We start from the raw sequence: 19,920 nt of genomic DNA, 5'->3' as shown, positions 1-19,920 counted from the left end.
CGAGCGTTGGGCGGCGTGACGCCCGGGCGGCCTAGGCCCCCAGTGCGGCGTCCACGATCTCCTTCGCCTCGCGCTGCACCTGCTCCAGGTGTTCCTGCGACACGAAGCTCTCCGCGTAGATCTTGTAGACGTCCTCGGTGCCGGAGGGGCGGGCCGCGAACCAGGCCTTGTCGGTGACGACCTTCACGCCACCGACGGCAGCGTCGTTGCCGGGAGCCTTCGAGAGCTTCGCGGTGATCGGGTCGCCGGCCAGGGTCTCGGCCGTGATCGCGTCCCCGTCGAGCTTCGACAGGCGGGCCTTCTGGTCCTTGCTCGCCGCGGCGTCGACGCGCTGGTAGACCGGGGCACCGAAGCGCTCGGTGAGCTCGTCGTACAGCTGCGACGGGGTCTTGCCGGTGACCGCGACGATCTCGGACGCCAGGAGCGCCAGGATGATGCCGTCCTTGTCGGTCGTCCACGCGGTGCCGTCGGTGCGCAGGAACGAGGCGCCGGCGGACTCTTCGCCGCCGAAGGCCACGGAGCCGTCGATCAGGCCGGGCACGAACCACTTGAAGCCGACCGGGACCTCCCACAGGCGACGGCCGAGGGACTCCGCGACGCGGTCGATGATGCTCGAGGACACCAGGGTCTTGCCGATCGCGGCGTCGTCCCGCCAGGCCGGACGGTGGGCGTAGAGGTACTCGATCGCCACCGCGAGGTAGTGGTTCGGGTTCATCAGCCCGCCGTCGGGCGTGACGATGCCGTGGCGGTCGGAGTCGGCGTCGTTGCCGGTGAGGACGTCGTACTCGTCCTTGTGCGCCAGGACGGAGGCCATCGCAGACGGGCTGGACGGGTCCATCCGGATCTTGCCGTCCCAGTCGAGCGTCATGAACGACCAGGTCGGGTCGACGTCCGGGTTCACGACCGTGAGGTCGAGGCCGTAGTGGTCGCGGATGAGGTTCCAGTACGGCAGCGAGGCACCACCGAGGGGGTCGGCGCCGATCTTCACGCCGGCCTGCTTGATCGCGGCGATGTCGATGATGTTCTCGAGGTCCGCCACGTAGGTGTGCAGGAAGTCGTAGCGGTCGGGGGTGGCGTGCTCGGTGCGCTGCACCTCGGCGTTGCCGCCCTCGATGATTGCGTTCGCCCGGTTCGCGATCCAGGACGTGGCATCGCTGTCCGCGGGGCCACCGTGCGGCGGGTTGTACTTGAAGCCGCCGTCGCGGGGCGGGTTGTGGCTCGGCGTGATCACGATGCCGTCCGCGGTGTCCGGGTTGCCGGCGCGGTTGTAGCGGATGATCGCGTGGCTGAGCGCCGGGGTGGGGACGTAGCCGTTCTCGCTGTCGGCGAGGACGTGCACGCCGTTCGCGGCCAGGACCTCGAGTGCGGTGCGCTCCGCGGGGCCGGACAGGGCGTGGGTGTCGCGGCCGATGAAGAGCGGGCCGTCGGTGCCCTGGGACTGCCGGTACTCGACGATCGCCTGCGTGATGGCGGCGATGTGCGTGTCGTTGAACGCCGAGTCGAGCGAGGAGCCGCGGTGCCCGGACGTGCCGAACACCACCTTCTGCTCCGGGACGGAGACGTCCGGGACCCGCTCGTAGTACGCGGCGATGAGGGCGTCGAGGTCGACGAGGTCGTCTGCGGTCGCTGGGGTTCCGGCGCGGTCGTTCATGCGTCCATCCTGGCACCAGCGCCTGCGGGGCGTTCGAGGGTGACCGTCCGTGCGTACGCTGGGTCCGGCGATGGGTGGCATCGCGGTCGGGGGGATCATGGGGCACGTCGTGCGCGCGGACGCCGCGCTGTTCGGGCGGATCGGTCGAGACCGGACGCGCGTGGTCGAGACGCCGTCCGGCGCGGTGCTGTCGTGGGCGGCGCTGCACCTGCTCGCCGAGCACGGGTACCGCTGGCGGCCGTCCGGGGAACCGGAACGACCGGACGCACCGGTCGGGGACCTGCTGCACGTCGACCTGACGATCGAGCACGCGCCGTCGGGGCGCCTGGTCCTCGGCGCGACACCGGCCCGGTTCCTGCAGGCGTTCGGTCGCACGGTCACCTACGCCCCGGACGAGTCCGCCGAGCCGTGGTCGTCGTCGGAGCTGACAGCGCGTGCCGAGCGGCGCGCGCCGACACCCACCACCGTCGTCGTCGGCAGCGCCGACGACGCCGTCGGCGGGATCCTCGTCGTCGAGCGTGGACCGCGGACGGTCTTCGAGACCCTCCGCGTCGTGGTGGCGATCCGAGACCGACGCACGGTGCGCGACGGACTGGAGGCCGGCCTCCAGTCCGTCAGTCTCGGTCGCCATCCGCAGTCCGGACTGTTCTCCACCAGCCGTGGACGGCTCGACGGGGTCACCGACCCGGTCCTGCGCGGACCGACGACCCCGCTCGCGGTCTTCGCCGGAGCGCGCGCCGTGCGCGCTCGCGACCTGGCGGGGCGGGCGGCGGACCTGGGTGGACGGCCCGTCGGGTCGGCCCGGGCGCCCGGCTTCGTGTTCTGGTTCGCCGGCGACGAGCCGGATCGGTGGCGCGCCGCCGCGGACCTGGCGCGCGGCGTCCGGGGGAGTGGGTTGCGCCGGACGCCGTCGGCGCGGGACGATGACAACCGAACGGGGGAGGTTCGATGAGTTCGGGGAGCTGGAAGATCGACCCCGCCGGGGTGCGGTCGGTGCTCGACGGCATGCAGACGTCGCTCGACGGCACGGCTGCCGCGCTGCAGTCCGTGCAGACCGGGGTCGCCGATGCGTCCGGCGGAGCCGGAGCGGTCGTGAACGAGGCGCTCGGTGCCTTCGTCGACCAGGTCAGCGACGACGTCGACCAGGTCACGTTCCGGCTCGTCGGTGGAGTCCAGGGCGTCCACGGCGCGGTCGACGCCTACGTGCGCGGCGACCTCGAGATGGCGGCCGAGTTCCAGCGGGCCGGCACCACGGCGCACGAGACCCACGACGTCTCCCTGTTCGTCCGGACCGCCGGGGCGGACACCGGGACGGCCGTTCCCGGAGCGGACCGGTGAGCGGTGTCGCGATCGGGGACCACGGGCTCGTCGACCCGGACGGCATCCCCGGATCGGAACTCGACCTGGCCTCCGTGTCGGCCGCCGCGACGACGATCTCGGGCGGCGGCGAGTCGATGCGCACCGTCGCCGACGACATCCCGACGAAGTGGAAGGCGCTCGCCGGCGTCTACGAGGCACCGGAGTCGGCCGAGGCCCTCGCGCTGATGGACCCCGTGGCCGACGACACCCACGCGATCGGCAGGGCAGCACGCGGTGTCGCGAAGGCACTCGACACCTACGCCTCGAGCGCCGCCGGTCCGAAGCAGCGGCTCGACGACCTGCGTGTCGAGGCGGCGGCGTTCGTCGCACGGGTGCAGCACGGGGTCCCGAAGACGACGTCGCCCTACACGACCACGACCGCGCCGCAGGTGGACGGCTCGTGGAACGCGTACGGCGCGACCCGGACCGACGCGCCCCCGGAGAAGACCACCGTGCCCTGGTACGAGGACATCGTCACCCGGAACGAGAACGACGACATCATCCGGCGGATCAACGCGCAGGTCGCGCTCCTCGAGCAGGCCCAGGCGGACTGCGCGACCGCGATCAAGACAGCGTCGGGAGCGAGCCTGAAGGGTGCCTACGTCGCTCCCTCGGAGAACGATCTCAACACCCGCGGCGTCGACCTGCCGTGGAGCATGCCCGGCACGGCGGACGGCAAGACCTGCGGCGAGCAGTTCTCCGAGGGTGCGACGGACGAACTGCTGCAGTCGCTCGAGAGCGGCATCCACATGCTCGGCTTCGACAACCAGGGCACCTGGTCGACGGACACCCTCGGCTCGTCGTGGGGCGGCGTCGTCGACGGTGCGGCGACACTCGGACTGTTCATCTCGCCGTTCGCGTGGGTCGACGCCGCGCTCGACCCGCAGGGCGACGCGGCGAAGGCGCACGACGCCGCCGGACAGGCGCTCGGCGATTGGTGGACCGAGGCGCAGGAACACCCGGGTGCCGCTGCGGGAGCCGCTGCGATGGGGATCGGGCTCGGTGTGGCCGGGCCGGGTGGCTTGGCGAAGGACACTGCGAAGGCGACGGAGCTGGCGGAGGGGCTGTCGAAGCTCGGGCTGCAGGGGCTGAGCCGGGACGTCCGGTCCTGGGTGGAGCACGGTGCGTCGAAGGAGAGCGTCGACACGCTGCACGACCTGGTGGACCGGACCTACCGCGAGTACGCCGGCAGCGACGACTTCACGCCGGGCATCGGGAAGGGTGACGGCTCCTTCGATCAGTTGCTGCGCGGCGAGATGGCGCAGTTCGCGGACGAGCACCCGGACCTGCTGCGGCCGCACGACGAGGCCTCGCTGCCGCACGGCATCGAGTCGCAGCCGTTCACCGACGGGGGCGGGCTGGCTGCCGCGGAGGCTGCGGGCGGCCACACGCTCGAGCGCCACGTCCGGCCGGACCTGCACGGGCAGGAGCTCGACGACTGGATCCGCTCGCGGAACGGCGGCAAGAGCGCGAACAGCGCGTTCACCGTGCAGACGTCCGAGGTCGACAAACTGGTCGCGAACACGCTTGACTTCAACCACGAAGCGGTCCAGGAATGGATCCACGCCAATCAGGTCGCCGACAGACCGACACGGACCGAGGGCTTTGACTGGCCTTCGGACCGGGTAGTCGGTCGGGGCTATGCCCCTGGACGCACGCCGCCGATGCACGACGACACGGTGGTCCGCGTCGTGCTGCGGTGGGACCCGACCGCGGAACCGCCCTACCGAGTGATCACGAGCTACCCGAAGGCGACGTTGGACCAGTGAACGACTCAGAACGGCGCGCGGTCGTGGCCGAGATCCCGCACCTGCGCAACTTGCTCGGGGCAGTGTTCAACTACGACTGGGACCTCGACTTCGAGGATGCTGAAGCCGCTTACGCATCCGTTTTCGACGATCTCGATCCCGAAGCGCGCGCCGTGTACCTGCGTGAGGCGCAGGTCCTCGAGCGGGAGCTGACGACCGAAGCTGAGGTACAGGCCTTCCTGAACTTCGTCGGGTCTGGGCTCGCTCCGAGTGTGCATCTCGGCGTGCCTCTCGCCGAGTGGCCGAGTTCCCTGACCCGCAGGATCGGTGAGTCGACGTGAGCAACGATGAACTCGCTTTCCGAGGGATCCGCTCGCGGACGGACGACGCCGTGCAGGACCTCCGCGACGTCGTCGTCACGGGTCGTGATCCGGAGTGGGATGGCGGCCTCACGCCGACGGCGTGGCTGCGTGCGCTCCGGGTTCACATCGAGCAGGAGCTCGCCACACCACGAAGAAGGAGTATGTGATGCTCCACGCCGTCAGGACCGGGACCTCGGTGTTCACCGGCGGGACCGACGACGCGAACCGGATCGTCGCACACGCCTTGGACGCCAACCACCTGCGGATCCGTACCTGGGTCGCTGATGACTGCCCGAAGCCCCTCCGCGTCTACGCCGTTCCCGGCGGTGTGACCGGGCGCGGCATGCCCTTCGGCGAGGTCCAGGACCTGGACGCCGTCCGGGTGGTGCTCACCGCCGCACCGGACCGTCCCGCCGGTTACACGGTGCTGACGGCCTACCCCGCGGTCGCGAGCATCACCGCGGCGAACTTCGCTGCCTCCGACGACTTCGTGGGTGCCTACTTCCACCAGGACTGGGCCGACGCACCCTACGGGGCTGCCGATGCGCTGGAGCACTACCTGGCGATCAGCTCCGACGACGGCCAGCCAGGGAGGATCCCGCCGATGCACGAAGACTCGGTGGTGCGCGCCGTTCTCAAGTACGATCCGGACCGTCAGCCGCCCTACATCGTCCTCACGTCGTTCCCGAGAGCGGGGATCAGATGACGATCTCCCCGGAACGTCTCCGTGAACTCGGAGGACTCGCGCCACACATCTACGACTTCCTGGCCGGGGATTTCAACTTCGACTGGGACCTCGACCACCTCGATGCAGAAGCGGTCTACGCCGAAGTCCTCGATCGACTCCTTCCATCCGAGCGGTCGCTGTACCTCTCCGAGGCGCGCCTTCTCCGGCACACCCTGACGGACGACGAGGCCGTCCTGCGCTTCCTGCGTTGGGTGGGGGTCGGGATGGACCCCGAAGAGGACTTCGGGTTGCGGCCGGTTGCATGGTTCGGCGCACTCGTGGAACGGCTCGAGCGTCCGCCTGGTTCTGCGGAGGTCCCTCGCGGCTCCGACGGAATGCCGTGAAGACCGGCGAGGAGGCCCGCGAGCTCCTTCGCCGAACGCCATGCATCGTCAACCTGCTGTCGGCGGATTCCAACCAGGACTGGGATCTCGATCACCTCGACGCAGAATCGGTGTCCGCCTCGACCATCGACCGGCTCGCCGAAGCAGTGGTCGGACGCGCTCGTCGCACGTCTGGAGCGCGGATGATCGACGTCCCACGACCACCACGAAGAAGGAGTATGTGATGCCCCACGCCGTCAGGACCGGGACCTCGGTGTTCACCGGCGGGACCGACGACGCGAACCGAATTGTCGCACACGCCTTGGACGCCAACCACCTGCGGATCCGTACCTGGGTCGCTGATGACTGCCCGAAGCCCCTCCGCGTCTACGCCGTTCCCGGCGGTGTGACCGGGCGCGGCATGCCCTTCGGCGAGGTCCAGGACCTGGACGCCGTCCGGGTGGTGCTCACCGCCGCACCGGACCGTCCCGCCGGTTACACGGTGCTGACGGCCTACCCCGCGGTCGCGAGCATCACCGCGGCGAACTTCGCTGGCTTCGACGACTTCGTGGGTGCCTACTTCCACCAGGACTGGGCCGACGCACCCTACGGGGCTGCCGATGCGCTGGAGCACTACCTGGCGATCAGCTCCGACGACGACCAGCGCGCGCTGCTCGGGGACGTCCGTGACCTGGACGAGGTGCTGCCCGACGCGGCGGCACTGGGCGGGCGACTCGTGGAGCTCGACTGCAACTACGTGCCGTCCGAGGATGGTCTCGACGATCGCGAGTGGCTCCGTCAGGTCGCGCAGCGCCTCGAGGCTGCGGTCGCCGGGGTCTGAGGACCAGGACCCGGAACGAGCGAACGGCCGCCCAGCCCGGGTCAAAGGGGGGAGGACCCGGGGTGGACGGCCGTTCGCGGTCGGTGGGACGGCGGGCTCAGGCGGTGCGGAACGACCCCGTCGCCGTGCGGAACGAGCCGGTGACCGTGCGGTTCGACGCGGTGACGGTGCCCGGTCGTGCGGACTGGGTGTCCACGAAACGGCCGAGGCGTCCGGTGACCGGGACGCCCGTGTAGGTGCCGACCGAGTGGTCGGAGCGGGAGCCGGTGTAGGTGCCGTGCTCGTCACGTCCGCCGAGTCCGGACACGAAGGTGCCGCCGAACGGGAAGGTGCTGTTCGTCATGGTGGTCTCCTCGATGTGGTGGCAGCGTCGAGGGTCGCCGGTCCGGCGGCCCTGACGCCGTCGGCTGGAGAACACCACGGTACCCGGTTGTCTTGAACAATGCAAAACAACCGGTTGCATCGGCGTTGTTCAGGCGATGAGCTCGCAGAAGCTCCGCCCCGCGACGGTCCAGCTCGCACGAGCGACCAGGCCGGCGCGGGCAGCGTGCCCGTGCAGTGCGTCGAGGCCGACCTCGGCCCACGGGAACTCGGCGCTCTCGTGGCCGTCGGTGTCGGTCACCCGGGCCCGGTAGGTCCGGTCGGCCGAGCGGTCGACGTGCGTCTCGACGACCACGCGGCCCCCGACGCGGACGATGTCCCGGCAGCGCTCGAGCAATGCGGTCGGGTCCCCGCCGATGCCGATGTTGCCGTCGAGGACGAGTGCGGTGTCCCAGTGTCCTTCGTCGGGCACGGGCTCGAACACGGAGCCCTGCACGGCACGGCCGCCGGCACGCCGTGCGATCGCGATCGCATCGGCGGACACGTCGACGCCGAGCGCCGGGATGCCGAGGGTCCGGGCCGCGACGAGCATCCGCCCGGGCCCGCAGCCGATGTCGATGACGGGGCCGTCGACGTCGTCGAGCAGGGAGCGGTCGACACGGTCCGCGGCGGCGCTCCAGCGCCCGACGTCGAGGGTGACCTCGGCGTCCGGGCGGTCCGGGTCGGTCAGGCGGAGGCGGCCGTCGGAGCGGAGCGCTCGTGCGTACGGCTCGTCGCCGCCGGTGCCGAAGGTGACCGGGGCCTGGGTGATGTCGCTCATCGGGTGCCTCCTGAGGCGCGGGGAGTCGTCGCAGTGGTGAGGTGCGACGTCAGGGATGCGGCGAGTGCCGCGGCGAACGAGGAGTCCGGCACGAGCTCGGCGACCCGCCGGGCATCGGGCACGGTGTCCACGTCGAGCAGGGTGACGAGGGTGCCGACGTCGAGTCCGGCGTCCACCAGGCGTGCGAGCTGCACGGCGCCGGTGTCGTCCTGGGACATCGGGACGCCGCGCAGGTGGGCGCCGTCCGGCTCGCGGAGGTACAGCGCCCAGAAGCCGCCGTCCTCGGCCGGGCCGAACCAGGCGTCCCGGTCGGGCTCGCGGAGCACCGGGGTCAGGTCCGCGGCGGAGAGCTGCGGGGTGTCCATGCCGACCAGGAGCGTCGGCCCGGTCATGGTGTCGAAGAGGTGGCCGAGGCGTTCGTCGAGTCCGCCTCCGGGCTGGTGCAGCACCTCGAAGTCCACTGCGGCACCGGGGGTCACCGCGCCGTCGAAGAAGAGCACCCGTCGGGCGACGGGGAGCGCGGCGACGGTGCGGAGGGTGTCGTCGAGGCTGCCGGCGGCGACCTGCGCGGCGGCCTCGGGCGTGATCGCCGGCGTCAGGCGGGTCTTCACCTTGCCGGGCAGGCACTCCTTCGCGATGACGACGACGGTCAGCGGCACGACGGTGGTCTCAGAGGTGTTCATGCGTTCGTCCCCTCGGCGACGGGGGCGGGCGCGACGACGCGGGTGCGTTCCTCGCGCCGGTACTTCCGGAGCAGGCGGGACATGTCCCGCACCGCGTTGATCGTGCCGCGCAGCGTGCCGGTCACCTTGCTGTCGCCGATGCGCTGCTCGTAGCCGATGTCCGACTCGTCGACGCGCCAGCCGGCGGCGTGGGCAGCGAGCACCATCTCGAGCGGGTAGCCGCTCCGACGGTCCTGCAGGTCGAGGGCGACCAGGTCGGCGCGGCGCATCACACGCATCGGGCCGAGGTCGCGGAGCGCGTACCCGGTCGCGCGGCGCATCAGGACCGCGAGCACCCGGTTCGCGAAGCGTGCGTGCGGTGCCCAGGCGGCGGGGGTGGTCGGGACGCGGCGGCCGAGCGCCAGGTCGACGCGGCCGGTGGCCACGCGGGCGACGAGCGGCGGGAGCTCGGCGGGGTCCATCGAGGCATCGGCGTCGCAGAACGCGACGTACTCGGCGGTCGCAGCGGCCACACCCGCGGCGCAGGCCGATCCGAAGCCCCGTCGGGTCTCGGTGACGACGACCGCACCGTGCGCGCGGGCGACGTCCGCGGAGCCGTCCGTCGAACCGTTGTCGACGACGATCGCGCGGTAGCCGGCGGGCAGGCGGCCGATCACCTCGGGCAGGGCGTCCGCCTCGTCCAAGCACGGCAGGATCACGTCGACGTTCATGTCGACCATTCGGTGCGGTCGGCCGTTTCGACGGGAGCTGGTTGCCATGCACACCAGGCAACCGGAAGCGTGGTGCGGACGCACCGGGAACTCGTACCCCTTGGCCGGTCGACGCACAGGTTGCCCCGCGAAGTGGGTGCACGGAGTGCTCGATCCGGACACGCGCGCCCGAGAGCGGGAGGACGCCGCCGCGCCGTGTCGGACGGGAGGGCCGTGGCGGGCCCGACCCGGACCTCCCGTCCGGCGGTGGTCCGGTGGGCCTGCGTCAGCGGACGGCCGCGCGCAGCGGTGCGTCCGCGAACTCGCGCATGCCACGCTCGAAGTCGACCCCGGCGCGCCAGCCCAGCTCGTGCTCGATCCGCGCCGACGAGGCGGTGACGTGCCGGACGTCGCCGAGGCGGTACTCGCCGGTGACGACCGGCGCGAGGCCCGCCGTCCCCGCGATCGCCGCGGCCATGTCCCCGATCGTGTGGACGGTGCCCGACCCGACGTTGTACGCCCGGAAGGTGTCGTCCGGCAGGGAGTCCGTCGCACCGATCGACGCCAGGTTGGCGCCGGCCACGTCGTCCACGTGCACGAAGTCCCGTCGCTGGGCGCCGTCCTCGAAGACGCGGGGTGCCTCCCCACGGGCGATCGCGGAGCGGAACAGCGACGCGACGCCCGCGTAGGGCGTGTTCGCGGGCATGCCCGGCCCGTAGACGTTGTGGTACCGCAGCGCGACGGCACGGCCGCCGGTCGCCCGGGCCCAGGACGAGGCGAGGTGCTCCTGCGCGACCTTCGTCTGCGCGTAGACGTTCCGGGGATCGAGCGCCGCGGACTCGTCGATCAGTCCGGGGACGAGCGGCCGCCCGTCCGGACCGATCGGGTCGAAGCGGCCGGCGTCGAGGTCCTCGCGGCGGCGGGCCGGCGGGCGCACGGGCTCCCCGGTCGAGGTCGTGTACGCGCCCTCGCCGTAGACCACCATCGAGCTCGCGACGACCAGGCGGCCGATGCCCTCGCGGTCCATCCCGGCGAGCACGTGGGCGGTGCCCGCGTCGTTGCTCGAGACGTAGTCGGGGGCGTCCTGGAAGTCGACGCCGAGGCCGACCTTGGCGGCCTGGTGGCAGACCACGTCGATGCCGTCGAGTGCGGCGTCGAGGGCCACGCGCTCGCGGACGTCGCCGTGCACGAACGCGATGCCGCGCTGCTCGTGGTCCGCGATGACGGCCTGCGGGTCGCCGTGGACGTCGGCGCGGAGGGAGTCGAGCACGCGGACCTCGTGGCCGTCGGCGATGGCGCGGCGGACGATCGCGGAGCCGATGAACCCGGCACCGCCGGTGACGAGCAGGCGGCTCACGCGGTGGCCCCGATCACACGCTCGCTGGCGGCGGCGGGGACGAGTTCGCGCGGGGTGAAGTCGTCGGGGATCGCGGCAACGATCGAGCCGATGGCGCCGACGATGACCTGGTTCGCGCGGGCCAGGCGTTCCATCACGAGCGCGTGGGTGACGGGTTCGCCGGCTTCGGCTGCGTGTTCGTCCCCCGTGGGGGCTTCGTTTCCTGTCGGGGCTTCGTGTTCTGCCGGGACTTCGTCTCCTGCCGGGGCTTCGTCTTCTGCCGGGGCCAGGCCCGCGTCGGCGTCGGTCACGAAGGACAGGTTCACGGTGCCGATCCCGAGCTCGGCGGCGAGCGGGACCTCCGGCGTCATCGTCATGTTGATCGTGTGCCCGCCGGCCTGCCGCATCCACACCGACTCGGCGCGGGTGGAGAAGCGCGGCCCCTGGATCACGACGCACGTGCCGGTGGGGCGGAACGGGACGTCCCGGTCGGCGAGGGCGTCGATCGCGACACGGCGGAGCACCGGGTCGAACGGGTCCGCGAAGGACAGGTGCTGCACGGCGTCCTCGAAGAAGGTGTCGGCGCGGCCCCATGTCCGGTCGATGAGCTGGTCGGTCACGACGAACGTGCCGGGGGCGTAGTCCGGGTGCAGGCCGCCGACGGCGCTCGAGGACACGATCGCGCGGACGCCGAGCGACCGGAGCGCCCAGAGGTTCGCGCGGTGGTTGATCCGATGCGGGGCGACGGAGTGTTCGCGGCCGTGACGGGTGAGGAACGCGACGCGTTTGCCCGCCATCGTCCCGACGGTGATCGGCGACGACGTGGACCCGAACGGCGTCGGCACGTCGATCTCGTCGGCCGTGCCGGGAGCGAACAACTCGTAGAGGCCGGAGCCGCCGATCACGCCGATGGTCGCAGTCGGGTTGGTGGCGGGCAGGTCGTTCTCCACAGGTCCTCCGGTTCGTCTGGGCGCGTTGTGCGCGCTCGTTACGCTACTGACACGCGCCGCCTCGGGGGCGGCGCGTCCAGTCATTCGGAGGCACCATTGCGATCGATCGGTCAGCACCGGCAGGACATCGAGGCGCTCGTCGAGCCCGTGGTGCGTCCGTTCGCCGGGTCCGGCACGCGTTCGTCCGGCCTGGAGGCCATGGCCGTCGACGACCTCGCTGCCGACACCGGTGCGGGGCACGGGTACCGCGTGCTCGGTCGTGCCGTCGGGTCACCGATCCCGCTCCCACCGTTCGACAACAGCCAGATGGACGGGTTCGCGGTGCGGGCTGCGGATGCCGGCGCGACGCTGCGCGTCGTCGACCCGGTCCCGGCCGGAGTCGTCCCCGTGCCGCTCACGCCGGGGAGCGCCGCGCCGATCATGACCGGTGCCCGGATCCCGGACGGCGCCGACGCGGTCTTCCCGGTCGAGGCCACACCGCCGGGGGCCTTCCCCGCGGCACTCTCGCTGGCATCGGTGCAGGTACCGGCGGACCTCAGCGCGGGCACGTTCGTCCGGGCGGTGGGGTCGGACCTCGGTGTCGGCGCGACGATCGTGGACGCCGGCGCCGCCCTGACGCCCGCGGTGCTCGGGGCGCTGGCGTCCGCCGGGGTGGCCACCGTCGACGTGGTCCGTCGGCTGCGGGTGCTCGTCGTGTCGACGGGGTCGGAGCTCGGTGGGGCGGCGGCTCCCGGGGGCCGCGGTGGCGGTGTCGCCGGTGGCGGTGTCGCCGGTGCCGGCGCCGGGATCAACGACGCGAACGGGGTCGCGCTGCGGGCGGCGCTCGCCGAGGTCGGTGTGGAGTCCCGGACCGTGCGGGTGCCCGACGACGAAGCCCGGTTCCTCGCCGCGCTGGAGACCGCCGTGGGGGACTGGGCCGACCTGGTCCTGACCACGGGCGGCATCAGCGCCGGTGCGTACGAGGTCGTGCGACAGGCCCTCGAGCCGCGTGGCCTGGCGGTGACCCCGGTCGCGATGCAGCCGGGCGGACCGCAGGCGTTCGGCACGGTGTCGTTCGCCGGCCGACCCGTCCCGGTGGTGTCGTTCCCCGGCAACCCGGTGTCGGCGCTTGTCTCGTTCGAGGTGTTCCTGCGTCCGGTGCTCGCCCGCGCCGCGCGCATGCCCGACGCCCGCCCGGCGCAGACCCTGCCCGCCGCTTCCGCCGCGACCTCGCCCGAGGGCAAACACCAGGTCCGCCGCGGTCGGGTGGCCGACGGGCGCGTGCACTTCGTCGGCGGGCCGTCCTCGCACCTGCTCGCCCACTACGCCGACGCCACGCACCTGGTGCACGTGCCCGTCGGCACCGCGTCCGTCGAACCCGGCGACCCCCTGACCGTCTGGAGCATCCGATGACCACTGCGGCTGATCAGCCTGGCCTCTCGCACGTCCGCCCGGACGGCAGCGCACACATGGTGGACGTCTCCGAGAAGGACGTCACCGACCGCTCGGCCACGGCCACGGCGACCCTCGTCACCCGCCCCGACGTCGTCGCACGGATCCTGGACGGTTCGCTGCCCAAGGGCGAGGTCATCGGCACCGCCCGGATCGCCGCGATCATGGCGGTGAAGAAGACCTCGGACCTGGTGCCGCTCTGCCACCCGCTGCCGATCGCGGGGGTCGAGGTGGACATCACCGGCGCCGACGACCGCGTGGTGGTGCAGGTCTCGGTGCGCACGACTTCGCGCACCGGCGTCGAGATGGAAGCACTCACCGGGGCGAGCATCGGCGCGCTGACCGTGTACGACATGGTGAAGGCCGTTGACCGGGCGGCCACGATCACGGACGTCCGGGTGCTCGAGAAGCACGGTGGCCGCTCCGGGGACTGGAGCGCACGATGACCTCGCAACCGACCCGCGGCCGCGCTGCCGTGGTCGTCGTCTCGACGCAGGCCGCAGCCGACCCGGCGCTCGACCGCACCGGGCCGGTGATCGCGGCGTGGCTCCGCGAGCACGAGTTCTCCGTGCCCGATCCGGTGATCGTCGCCGACGGGGGACCGGTCACCGAGACCATCACGAGCGAGCTCCTCGCGGACGCCCGGGTCGTCATCACCACCGGAGGCACCGGCGTCACCCCGACGGACCGCACCCCCGAGGCGGTCGCGCCCCTGCTGGACCTCGAACTCCCCGGCATCGTCGAGGAGATCCGCCGCCGGGGCCTCGCCGGTGCCGGACCGACCGCCCTGCTGAGCCGCGGTGTCGCGGGGATCGCGTCGGGCGGGGCCTTCGTGGTCACGCTCCCCGGGTCCCGCGGCGGCGTCGCGGACGGGCTCGCGGTGCTCGACGGCCTGCTCGACCACCTCCTGGCGCAGCTGCACGGCGACGGCCACGCACCGCGGAGCACCTCGTGAGCGGGGCAGGGCACACGACCGCGGCTGACCGGGTGATGCTGGCGGACGTCGTCGACCGGCCGATCACCATCGACCAGGTCTCGGCCGTCGTCGCGACCGACCAGGACGGCGCCGTCGTGACCTTCGCCGGCGTCGTCCGTGACCACGACGGCGGCAAGGGCGTCACGGCGCTCGAGTACGAGCGGCACCCGAGCGCTGCCGAGGTCATCACCGAGGTCGCCGCGACCATCGCCGAGGACCACCCCGGGGTGCGCATCGCCGTCCTGCACCGCGTCGGGGAGCTCGTCGTCGGCGACGTCGCCCTGGCCGCCGCGGTGTCGTCGGCGCACCGGGCCGAGGCGTTCGTGGCCTGTGCGGCCCTCATCGACCTGGTCAAGGAGCGCGTGCCGATCTGGAAGCACCAGCGCTTCACCGACGGCTCGGACGAGTGGGTGGCGTCCCTCTGACGCGGGCGTAGCGGAAGCTCCAAGGGAGTCCATAGAATCCGGGACATGAGCGTGCTGTTGCCCGGGCTGACGATCGTCCTGCTGGTGTTCGCACTGATCGACATCCTCACCAAGACGGACGACCAGATCCGTGGGCTGCCGAAGATCGCGTGGGTGATCCTGGTCGTCCTGGTGCCCGTCGTCGGCAGCATCGTGTGGTTCGCGATCGGGCACGACTGGGCTCCCGGGCCGCGGAACCACGGCCGGTACATCGAGCCGACCCGCCACGAGGACGGCTACGCCAGCATCGGGCACGCTCGAGCCGCGCACGGCGACCGCAGGGTGACCACGACCGAGCAGGAACTGGCGGAGCTCGACCGCGAGATCGAGTTCTGGGAGGCCAAGGCGCGCCTGAAGCGTGCCAAGGAGGCCGCGGGCGAGCCGGACACGACGCTCGGGAGCTGACCCGGGCCTCCCGGCTGGCGCTGCGGCGCGTCCGCCGCAGCTGCCGCGCGCTGACGCCGCCGCCGGCGGTGACGCCGCCGCTGGCGCGGGCTGGCGCCGCGGCGCGTCCGCCGCCGCTGGCGCGGGCTGGCGCCGCGTAACCGAAACCAGTTCGCACCACGGCCGCGCGTTGTTCGAGCCGGTTTCCGTTGTGCGCCGCCGGTTCGCACCGCGGGGCGGCGCGGGCGCGGCTGCCGCGGCGCCCCGCGCGCCGCCGCCCCGCGGCGCGCGCCCGCGCGCCGCCGCGCCCCGCGCAGCACCTACCCTTGACGGGTGGCACATCTCCTCGGCGCCGAGAACCTGCATCTCGAGTTCCCCACCCGCACCGTCTTCGACAGCGTCACCATCGGCATCGACGAGGGTGACCGCATCGGCGTGGTCGGTCGGAACGGCGACGGCAAGTCGACGCTCCTGAGCCTGCTGTCGAAGCGCCTCGAACCGGACACCGGCCGCGTGACGCACCGCCGCGGCGTGACCGTCGGCGTCCTCGACCAGCGCGACGCCCTGCCCGAGGGCCAGACCGTCGGCGCTGTCGTCGTCGGCGACCGCGCGGAGCACGAGTGGGCCGGCGACCCGAAGATCCGCGACGTCATCGGTGGACTCGTGTCGGACATCCCGTGGGACGAGCCGGTCGACGAGCTGTCCGGAGGGCAGCGTCGCCGCGTCGCCCTCGCCCGTCTGCTCGTCGGCGACTGGGACGTGCTGTTCCTCGACGAGCCCACGAACCACCTGGACGTCGAGGGCATCCAGTGGCTGGCCGAGCACATCAACCGGCGCTGGCCGGCGAACCAGGGCGGACTCGTCGTCGTGACGCACGACCGGTGGTTCCTCGACGCCGTCTCGACCGACACGTGGGAGGTGCACGACGGCATCGTCGAGCCCTTCGAGGGCGGGTACGCGGCGTACATCCTGCAGCGCGTCGAGCGTGACCGGCAGGCGGCGGCGTCCGAGCAGCGCCGGCAGAACCTGGCGCGCAAGGAACTCGCGTGGCTCCGTCGCGGCGCCCCGGCCCGCACCAGCAAGCCGAAGTTCCGCATCGACGCCGCGAACGCGCTCATCGACGACGTCCCGCCGCTGCGTGACACCGTCGCCCTGTCGAAGACCGCCACGGCACGCCTCGGCAAGGACGTCGTCGACCTGCTGGACGTCGGCGTCACCTACCCCGGCGCCGACGAGCCGACCATCCGCAGCATCGAGTGGCGCATCGCACCGGGGGAGCGGACCGGCATCCTCGGCCCGAACGGCGCCGGCAAGTCGACGCTGCTCTCGCTCATCGCGGGGCGCCTGCAGCCGACCAGCGGCCGCGTGAAGACCGGCAAGACCGTGCAGGTCGCGGTCCTCGACCAGCAGCTCGCGGACCTGGCGCAGTACGCCGACGACCGCGTCCGCGAGGTCGTCGCCCGCAAGAAGACGAGCTACGTCGCCGACGGCAAGGAGATGACGCCGTCACAGCTCCTGGAGCGCCTCGGCTTCACCGCCGAGCAGCTCTCCACGCCCGTCAAGGATCTGTCCGGTGGGCAGAAGCGCCGACTGCAGCTCATGCTCATCCTGCTCGACGAGCCGAACCTGCTCATCCTGGACGAGCCGACCAACGACCTCGACACCGACATGCTCGCCGCGATGGAGGACCTGCTCGACACCTGGCCGGGCACCCTGCTCGTGGTGAGCCACGACCGGTACCTGCTCGAGCGCGTCACCGACCAGCAGTACGCCGTGCTCGGCGGGCACCTGCGGCACCTGCCGGGCGGCGTCGACGAGTACATGCGGCTCCGGGCGGCCGGCACCGGAGGGTCCACTGCTTCTGCGGCTGCCGCCGCTTCGGCCGGGAGGCCCGACACGGCTGGGTCGGGCACGTCACCTTCCCCGTCGGTCGCGTCCGGCGCGGCGGCCGGCTCCGGTGGGTCCGGGTTGTCCGGCGCTGACCGTCGGGCCGCGGAGAAGGAGATGTCGGCACTCGACCGGCGGATCGCCCGCGTCGGTGACGACCGGAAGAAGCTGCTCGACGCGTTCGCCACGCACGACCAGTCCGACTACGCCGGGCTCGGGGACCTGCAGACGAAGCTCGGCACGCTCGAGGCCGAGATCGAGCAGCTTGAGGAGCGGTGGCTCGAGGTCGCGGAGCAGCTCGGGGTCTAGTGCTCCGTCACTCCGGCGTCGCGTCGGACGGGGCACCCATGCCCGGGTTCGCGACGACTTCCCACAGGTGCCCGTCCGGGTCCTGGAAGAAGCCGGAGTACATGCCCCACGGCCGTGTGTACGGCGGCTCGAGCATCGTCGCGCCCGCTGCCCGCGCCCGCTCGAGGAACGCGTCGGCCGCCGACCGGGACTCGACGAAGTGCCCGATCGTGCTGCTCGGGTCGGCCGCCAGCTCGACGCTCGCGTCCTTCCGCATGTCGTCGCGGCCGTAGAGGGAGACGATGAACCCGTCCTCGAGGGTGAACATCGCGGTGGCCCCGCCGGCGGTGGTGTCGGTCGCGACGTACTCGGTGCCGATGATCCCGCTGCCCTCGATGCCGAAGAGCGCGGTGTAGAACGCGGCCGATCGCTCGATGTCGGCGACGGCGAGGGTGATGGCGTGCATGCGCCGCACGGTACGCCGTCGGGCCCGAACTGCTCGCCTTGACGACACTGTGCTCGCCCTGACGACGCCGGTGCGCGCCTTGACGACGCCGGTGCTCGGTGCCGGTGCTCTCTTGTCGTCGCCGTTGCTCGCCCTGACGACAACTGCGCACGCGTCCGCATGCGCACTTGTCGTCAGCGCGATCAGAACGGTGCGGTCAGTCGCCCAGGCCGAGGATGAGCCGGCGCAGCAGCCCGGCGAGCTGGTCCTGCTCGTCGTCGGACAGCCCCGCCAGGATGTCCCGCTCCGCCCGCAGCAGGTCGGCGATCGCGGAGTCGACCGCGGCTCGTCCGGCGTCGGTGAGCGACACGAGGATGCCGCGGCCGTCCTTCGGGTCCGTCCGCCGTGCGACCAGCCCGCGTGCCGTCAGTCGGTCCACGCGGTTCGTCATCGTGCCGCTCGACACCAGGGTCTGCTGCAGCAGGGTCTTCGGGCTGAGCTCGTACGGTGCACCGGCCCGCCGCAGTGCCGACAGCACGTCGAACTCCCACGGCTCCGTGCCGCTCGCGTCGAACGCGGCCCGTCGTGCGCGGTCGAGGTGCCGGGCGAGCCGGTCCACCCGCGAGAGCACCTGCAGCGGCGCGAAGTCGAGGTCGTCGCGCTGCCGTCCCCACGCCGCGACGATCCGGTCGACTTCGTCCTCGTGCGGCATCCCTCCATCTTGGCCGAAGCCCGCGCGCACGGCCACCGTCGGACCCATGGGAGGATGGACGGGCCCCTCCGTGGGGTGTTCCGCCTTGGTGTAATGGCAGCACGACGGCCTTTGGTGCCGTTAGGTCCGGGTTCGAATCCTGGAGGCGGAGCTCGGGCCTGTTCGGTCTTCGCGGGAGTCCGGATCGGTCTCCCGACCACGGAGTGCCCTTGCGGCGCTCCCGTGGTGACCTGGTTGCCGGGGCTCGTGTGGATTCCCGGACTCATCGCTGGCACCGCGATCGTGCACCTAGGTGAAGAAGACCAGGGTCCCGATGCCGATCCACGCGAGGCCGATGCTGACCAGGGTCGACAGGCTGGCGACGCTCGTCGCGATGATCGCGGACACCTGCTCCTTCCAGAGGCGGAGTGCACTTGCCGCGATGCAGAGGGCGAGGACAGCGACAGGAAGAGCCGCGATCATCGCGACAGCCTGGGCGGTCGCGACGGCGCGGTCATCGGCAGACGGTGGCACGCTCCCGCCGTCGTAGTCGAACTGGGAGGGCGGGGTCTGGCCGGCCGGGTCGAACGCCCCCGTCGCGACGAGCACAGCACCCCACACGACGATCAGCGCGATCGAAACGAACGCTCGAACGTTGAGCTGTCCCCAGCGCACCGTCATCGCACGGCAGCCATCATCCGGCAGGCGTCTCGTCGGCCTGGATCCCCGGTCCCGGAGGTCGGCGAGGGTTGCGGAGATCGCCGTCCCAGCTCAGGTCGTCGTCTTCGTGGACTTCGAAGGCCTCGAACCGGTCGTCCGCGAGGATGGTGTCGACGAGTGCGCGTGAGCCGGCGACGATCGTCGAGTCCCAGTCCTCCTCCGAGGCGACCACCCAGGCGTGGTCCTCGGGCCAGATCAGCGACGTGTACGGTCCCTCCTGGCCGTGACGGCTGCATTCCCACCCAGGGACGGGACGCTGCGCCCACGCCGGGTCCGCGAGCTCGCTCACGCTCGCACCGAACAGCCACATGTCCCGGCCGGGCCAGTGCATCTGCATCCGATCCCGAGCGCGTCCGTTGCGGCCGCTCTCGGCCCACGGCGGGTTGCCGGTGCCTTCCCACGCGCCGACGACCAGGTCGTCGGGTGTTCGGGTCGCGACTCGCAGGTGCGTGGTCAGGACCGCGAGGTCCGCGGGGTCGAACCATCCGTCGTCGGACTGGTCGACCCACCACCCGTCGGCCCAGTCCCTCGTCTGCTCGTTGTCGGTGATCCGGAACCACTGCATGAGGGGGTGCATCACCCTGCCGTTGCGTCGCGCGACCTCGGCCCACCGCCAGCGCGTGTGCTCGACATCGACGGGACCGCCGCGGTCATCGGTCGTGTTCCGGTCGGTCCGGTGCGCACCGACCGGGTGCAGCAGCCGTGCGTACGCGTCGAAGCCCGTTCCGGCGACACCGCCCACCGTTGCCCAGCGGCCGGCACGCTCCACGAGCCACGCACCACGCACGGCTTCGGTCAGCAAGAGCACCCGATCAGCATGGCAC

At 72.1% G+C, this 19,920-nt stretch carries 26 protein-coding genes and 1 tRNA gene; 16 read left to right on the top strand and 11 right to left on the bottom strand.

Annotated elements, in window-relative coordinates; all coding sequences use genetic code 11:
• Positions 1–31: 31 nt before the first annotated feature.
• A complete protein-coding gene (pgm, locus tag ACIPJY_RS04760) occupies positions 32–1,651 on the bottom strand; it encodes a phosphoglucomutase (alpha-D-glucose-1,6-bisphosphate-dependent) (protein ID WP_400467540.1) in 1,620 nt (539 codons plus the stop codon).
• Positions 1,652–1,700: 49 nt separating this feature from the next.
• Between pgm and ACIPJY_RS04755 the strand changes: the two genes are divergently transcribed.
• Genes ACIPJY_RS04755 through ACIPJY_RS04715 form a run of 9 tightly spaced genes read left to right on the top strand, consistent with a single transcriptional unit; the run spans position 1,701 to position 7,011 of the window.
• Positions 1,701–2,603: a DUF6177 family protein gene (locus ACIPJY_RS04755; RefSeq protein WP_400468142.1), complete on the top strand. Its 903-nt coding sequence runs from the start codon at positions 1,701–1,703 to the stop codon at positions 2,601–2,603.
• Positions 2,600–2,989 (top strand): DUF6507 family protein, encoded by a 390-nt coding sequence (locus ACIPJY_RS04750; RefSeq protein WP_400467543.1) that lies wholly within the window; start codon positions 2,600–2,602, stop codon positions 2,987–2,989. The genes ACIPJY_RS04755 and ACIPJY_RS04750 overlap by 4 nt, the downstream gene beginning before the upstream one ends.
• On the top strand, positions 2,986–4,779 hold the full coding sequence (locus ACIPJY_RS04745; protein WP_400467545.1) for an RNase A-like domain-containing protein: 1,794 nt from the start codon (positions 2,986–2,988) through the stop codon (positions 4,777–4,779). Before ACIPJY_RS04750 ends, ACIPJY_RS04745 begins: the two co-directional genes overlap by 4 nt.
• A complete protein-coding gene (locus tag ACIPJY_RS04740; RefSeq protein ID WP_400467547.1) occupies positions 4,776–5,099 on the top strand; it encodes a contact-dependent growth inhibition system immunity protein in 324 nt (107 codons plus the stop codon). Before ACIPJY_RS04745 ends, ACIPJY_RS04740 begins: the two co-directional genes overlap by 4 nt.
• Positions 5,096–5,287 carry a hypothetical protein gene (locus ACIPJY_RS04735; RefSeq protein WP_400467549.1) on the top strand — a complete coding sequence of 64 codons (192 nt, stop codon included), beginning with the start codon at positions 5,096–5,098 and terminating at the stop codon, positions 5,285–5,287. The genes ACIPJY_RS04740 and ACIPJY_RS04735 overlap by 4 nt, the downstream gene beginning before the upstream one ends.
• A complete protein-coding gene (locus ACIPJY_RS04730) occupies positions 5,287–5,826 on the top strand; it encodes an RNase A-like domain-containing protein (protein ID WP_400467550.1) in 540 nt (179 codons plus the stop codon). Before ACIPJY_RS04735 ends, ACIPJY_RS04730 begins: the two co-directional genes overlap by 1 nt.
• Complete coding sequence (locus ACIPJY_RS04725; protein WP_400467552.1) at positions 5,823–6,191, top strand: hypothetical protein; 369 nt, start codon at positions 5,823–5,825, stop codon at positions 6,189–6,191. Before ACIPJY_RS04730 ends, ACIPJY_RS04725 begins: the two co-directional genes overlap by 4 nt.
• Positions 6,188–6,415 carry a hypothetical protein gene (locus ACIPJY_RS04720; RefSeq protein ID WP_400467553.1) on the top strand — a complete coding sequence of 76 codons (228 nt, stop codon included), beginning with the start codon at positions 6,188–6,190 and terminating at the stop codon, positions 6,413–6,415. Before ACIPJY_RS04725 ends, ACIPJY_RS04720 begins: the two co-directional genes overlap by 4 nt.
• Positions 6,415–7,011: a contact-dependent growth inhibition system immunity protein gene (locus tag ACIPJY_RS04715; protein ID WP_400467554.1), complete on the top strand. Its 597-nt coding sequence runs from the start codon at positions 6,415–6,417 to the stop codon at positions 7,009–7,011. Before ACIPJY_RS04720 ends, ACIPJY_RS04715 begins: the two co-directional genes overlap by 1 nt.
• A gap of 97 nt (positions 7,012–7,108) precedes the next feature.
• Here the strand turns inward: ACIPJY_RS04715 and ACIPJY_RS04710 are convergent, their stop codons facing one another.
• The 6 genes from ACIPJY_RS04710 to ACIPJY_RS04685 form a co-directional block, all read right to left on the bottom strand.
• The gene (locus ACIPJY_RS04710) at positions 7,109–7,354 is read right to left on the bottom strand and encodes a hypothetical protein (protein ID WP_400467555.1); all 246 of its coding nucleotides are present in this window, start codon (positions 7,352–7,354) and stop codon (positions 7,109–7,111) included.
• 129 nt (positions 7,355–7,483) lie between these two features.
• On the bottom strand, positions 7,484–8,152 hold the full coding sequence (locus ACIPJY_RS04705; RefSeq protein ID WP_400467557.1) for a methyltransferase domain-containing protein: 669 nt from the start codon (positions 8,150–8,152) through the stop codon (positions 7,484–7,486).
• Positions 8,149–8,835 (bottom strand): DUF2064 domain-containing protein, encoded by a 687-nt coding sequence (locus tag ACIPJY_RS04700; RefSeq protein WP_400467559.1) that lies wholly within the window; start codon positions 8,833–8,835, stop codon positions 8,149–8,151. The genes ACIPJY_RS04705 and ACIPJY_RS04700 overlap by 4 nt, the downstream gene beginning before the upstream one ends.
• Entirely contained in the window at positions 8,832–9,554 is a 723-nt protein-coding gene (locus tag ACIPJY_RS04695) for a glycosyltransferase family 2 protein (RefSeq protein ID WP_400467605.1), read from the bottom strand. The genes ACIPJY_RS04700 and ACIPJY_RS04695 overlap by 4 nt, the downstream gene beginning before the upstream one ends.
• 256 nt (positions 9,555–9,810) lie before the next feature.
• On the bottom strand, positions 9,811–10,881 hold the full coding sequence (locus ACIPJY_RS04690) for an NAD-dependent epimerase/dehydratase family protein (protein ID WP_400467560.1): 1,071 nt from the start codon (positions 10,879–10,881) through the stop codon (positions 9,811–9,813).
• The gene (locus ACIPJY_RS04685) at positions 10,878–11,810 is read right to left on the bottom strand and encodes an MTAP family purine nucleoside phosphorylase (RefSeq protein ID WP_400467562.1); all 933 of its coding nucleotides are present in this window, start codon (positions 11,808–11,810) and stop codon (positions 10,878–10,880) included. The genes ACIPJY_RS04690 and ACIPJY_RS04685 overlap by 4 nt, the downstream gene beginning before the upstream one ends.
• 96 nt (positions 11,811–11,906) lie before the next feature.
• On the opposite strand from ACIPJY_RS04685, the gene ACIPJY_RS04680 reads away from it, so the two are divergent.
• The 6 genes from ACIPJY_RS04680 (at position 11,907) to ACIPJY_RS04655 (ending at position 17,261) form a co-directional block, all read left to right on the top strand.
• Complete coding sequence (locus ACIPJY_RS04680) at positions 11,907–13,202, top strand: molybdopterin molybdotransferase MoeA (protein WP_400467564.1); 1,296 nt, start codon at positions 11,907–11,909, stop codon at positions 13,200–13,202.
• Entirely contained in the window at positions 13,199–13,687 is a 489-nt protein-coding gene (gene moaC, locus ACIPJY_RS04675) for a cyclic pyranopterin monophosphate synthase MoaC (protein ID WP_400467565.1), read from the top strand. The genes ACIPJY_RS04680 and moaC overlap by 4 nt, the downstream gene beginning before the upstream one ends.
• Entirely contained in the window at positions 13,684–14,196 is a 513-nt protein-coding gene (locus ACIPJY_RS04670) for a molybdenum cofactor biosynthesis protein B (protein ID WP_400467567.1), read from the top strand. The genes moaC and ACIPJY_RS04670 overlap by 4 nt, the downstream gene beginning before the upstream one ends.
• Positions 14,193–14,642, top strand: coding sequence for a molybdenum cofactor biosynthesis protein MoaE (locus tag ACIPJY_RS04665; RefSeq protein WP_400467569.1), 450 nt, complete (start codon positions 14,193–14,195; stop codon positions 14,640–14,642). Before ACIPJY_RS04670 ends, ACIPJY_RS04665 begins: the two co-directional genes overlap by 4 nt.
• A gap of 45 nt (positions 14,643–14,687) precedes the next feature.
• Positions 14,688–15,086, top strand: a complete 399-nt coding sequence (locus tag ACIPJY_RS04660; protein ID WP_400467571.1) for a PLDc N-terminal domain-containing protein — start codon at positions 14,688–14,690, stop codon at positions 15,084–15,086.
• A 312-nt stretch (positions 15,087–15,398) separates the two neighbouring features.
• Entirely contained in the window at positions 15,399–17,261 is a 1,863-nt protein-coding gene (locus tag ACIPJY_RS04655; protein WP_400467572.1) for an ABC-F family ATP-binding cassette domain-containing protein, read from the top strand.
• Between the two features lie 7 nt (positions 17,262–17,268).
• On the opposite strand, the gene ACIPJY_RS04650 is transcribed toward ACIPJY_RS04655, so the two are convergent.
• Together ACIPJY_RS04650 and ACIPJY_RS04645 are read right to left on the bottom strand one after the other, a co-directional pair.
• Positions 17,269–17,706: a VOC family protein gene (locus ACIPJY_RS04650; RefSeq protein WP_400467574.1), complete on the bottom strand. Its 438-nt coding sequence runs from the start codon at positions 17,704–17,706 to the stop codon at positions 17,269–17,271.
• Positions 17,707–17,902: 196 nt separating this feature from the next.
• Entirely contained in the window at positions 17,903–18,397 is a 495-nt protein-coding gene (locus tag ACIPJY_RS04645; protein ID WP_400467576.1) for a MarR family winged helix-turn-helix transcriptional regulator, read from the bottom strand.
• A 79-nt stretch (positions 18,398–18,476) separates the two neighbouring features.
• On the opposite strand from ACIPJY_RS04645, the gene ACIPJY_RS04640 reads away from it, so the two are divergent.
• Positions 18,477–18,548, top strand: a tRNA-Gln gene (locus ACIPJY_RS04640).
• Positions 18,549–18,685: 137 nt separating this feature from the next.
• Here ACIPJY_RS04640 and ACIPJY_RS04635 read toward each other — a convergent pair.
• Entirely contained in the window at positions 18,686–19,057 is a 372-nt protein-coding gene (locus tag ACIPJY_RS04635; RefSeq protein ID WP_400467578.1) for a hypothetical protein, read from the bottom strand.
• A gap of 13 nt (positions 19,058–19,070) precedes the next feature.
• Positions 19,071–19,904: a hypothetical protein gene (locus ACIPJY_RS04630; RefSeq protein WP_400467580.1), complete on the bottom strand. Its 834-nt coding sequence runs from the start codon at positions 19,902–19,904 to the stop codon at positions 19,071–19,073.
• Between the last annotated feature and the right edge of the window lie 16 nt (positions 19,905–19,920).

It is taken from the genome of Curtobacterium sp. NPDC090223 (assembly GCF_044746585.1).
Classification (GTDB): Bacteria; Actinomycetota; Actinomycetes; order Actinomycetales; family Microbacteriaceae; genus Curtobacterium.
Note: the sequence above shows the minus strand (reverse complement) of the source record. Positions and strands in the feature narration are given on the sequence as shown.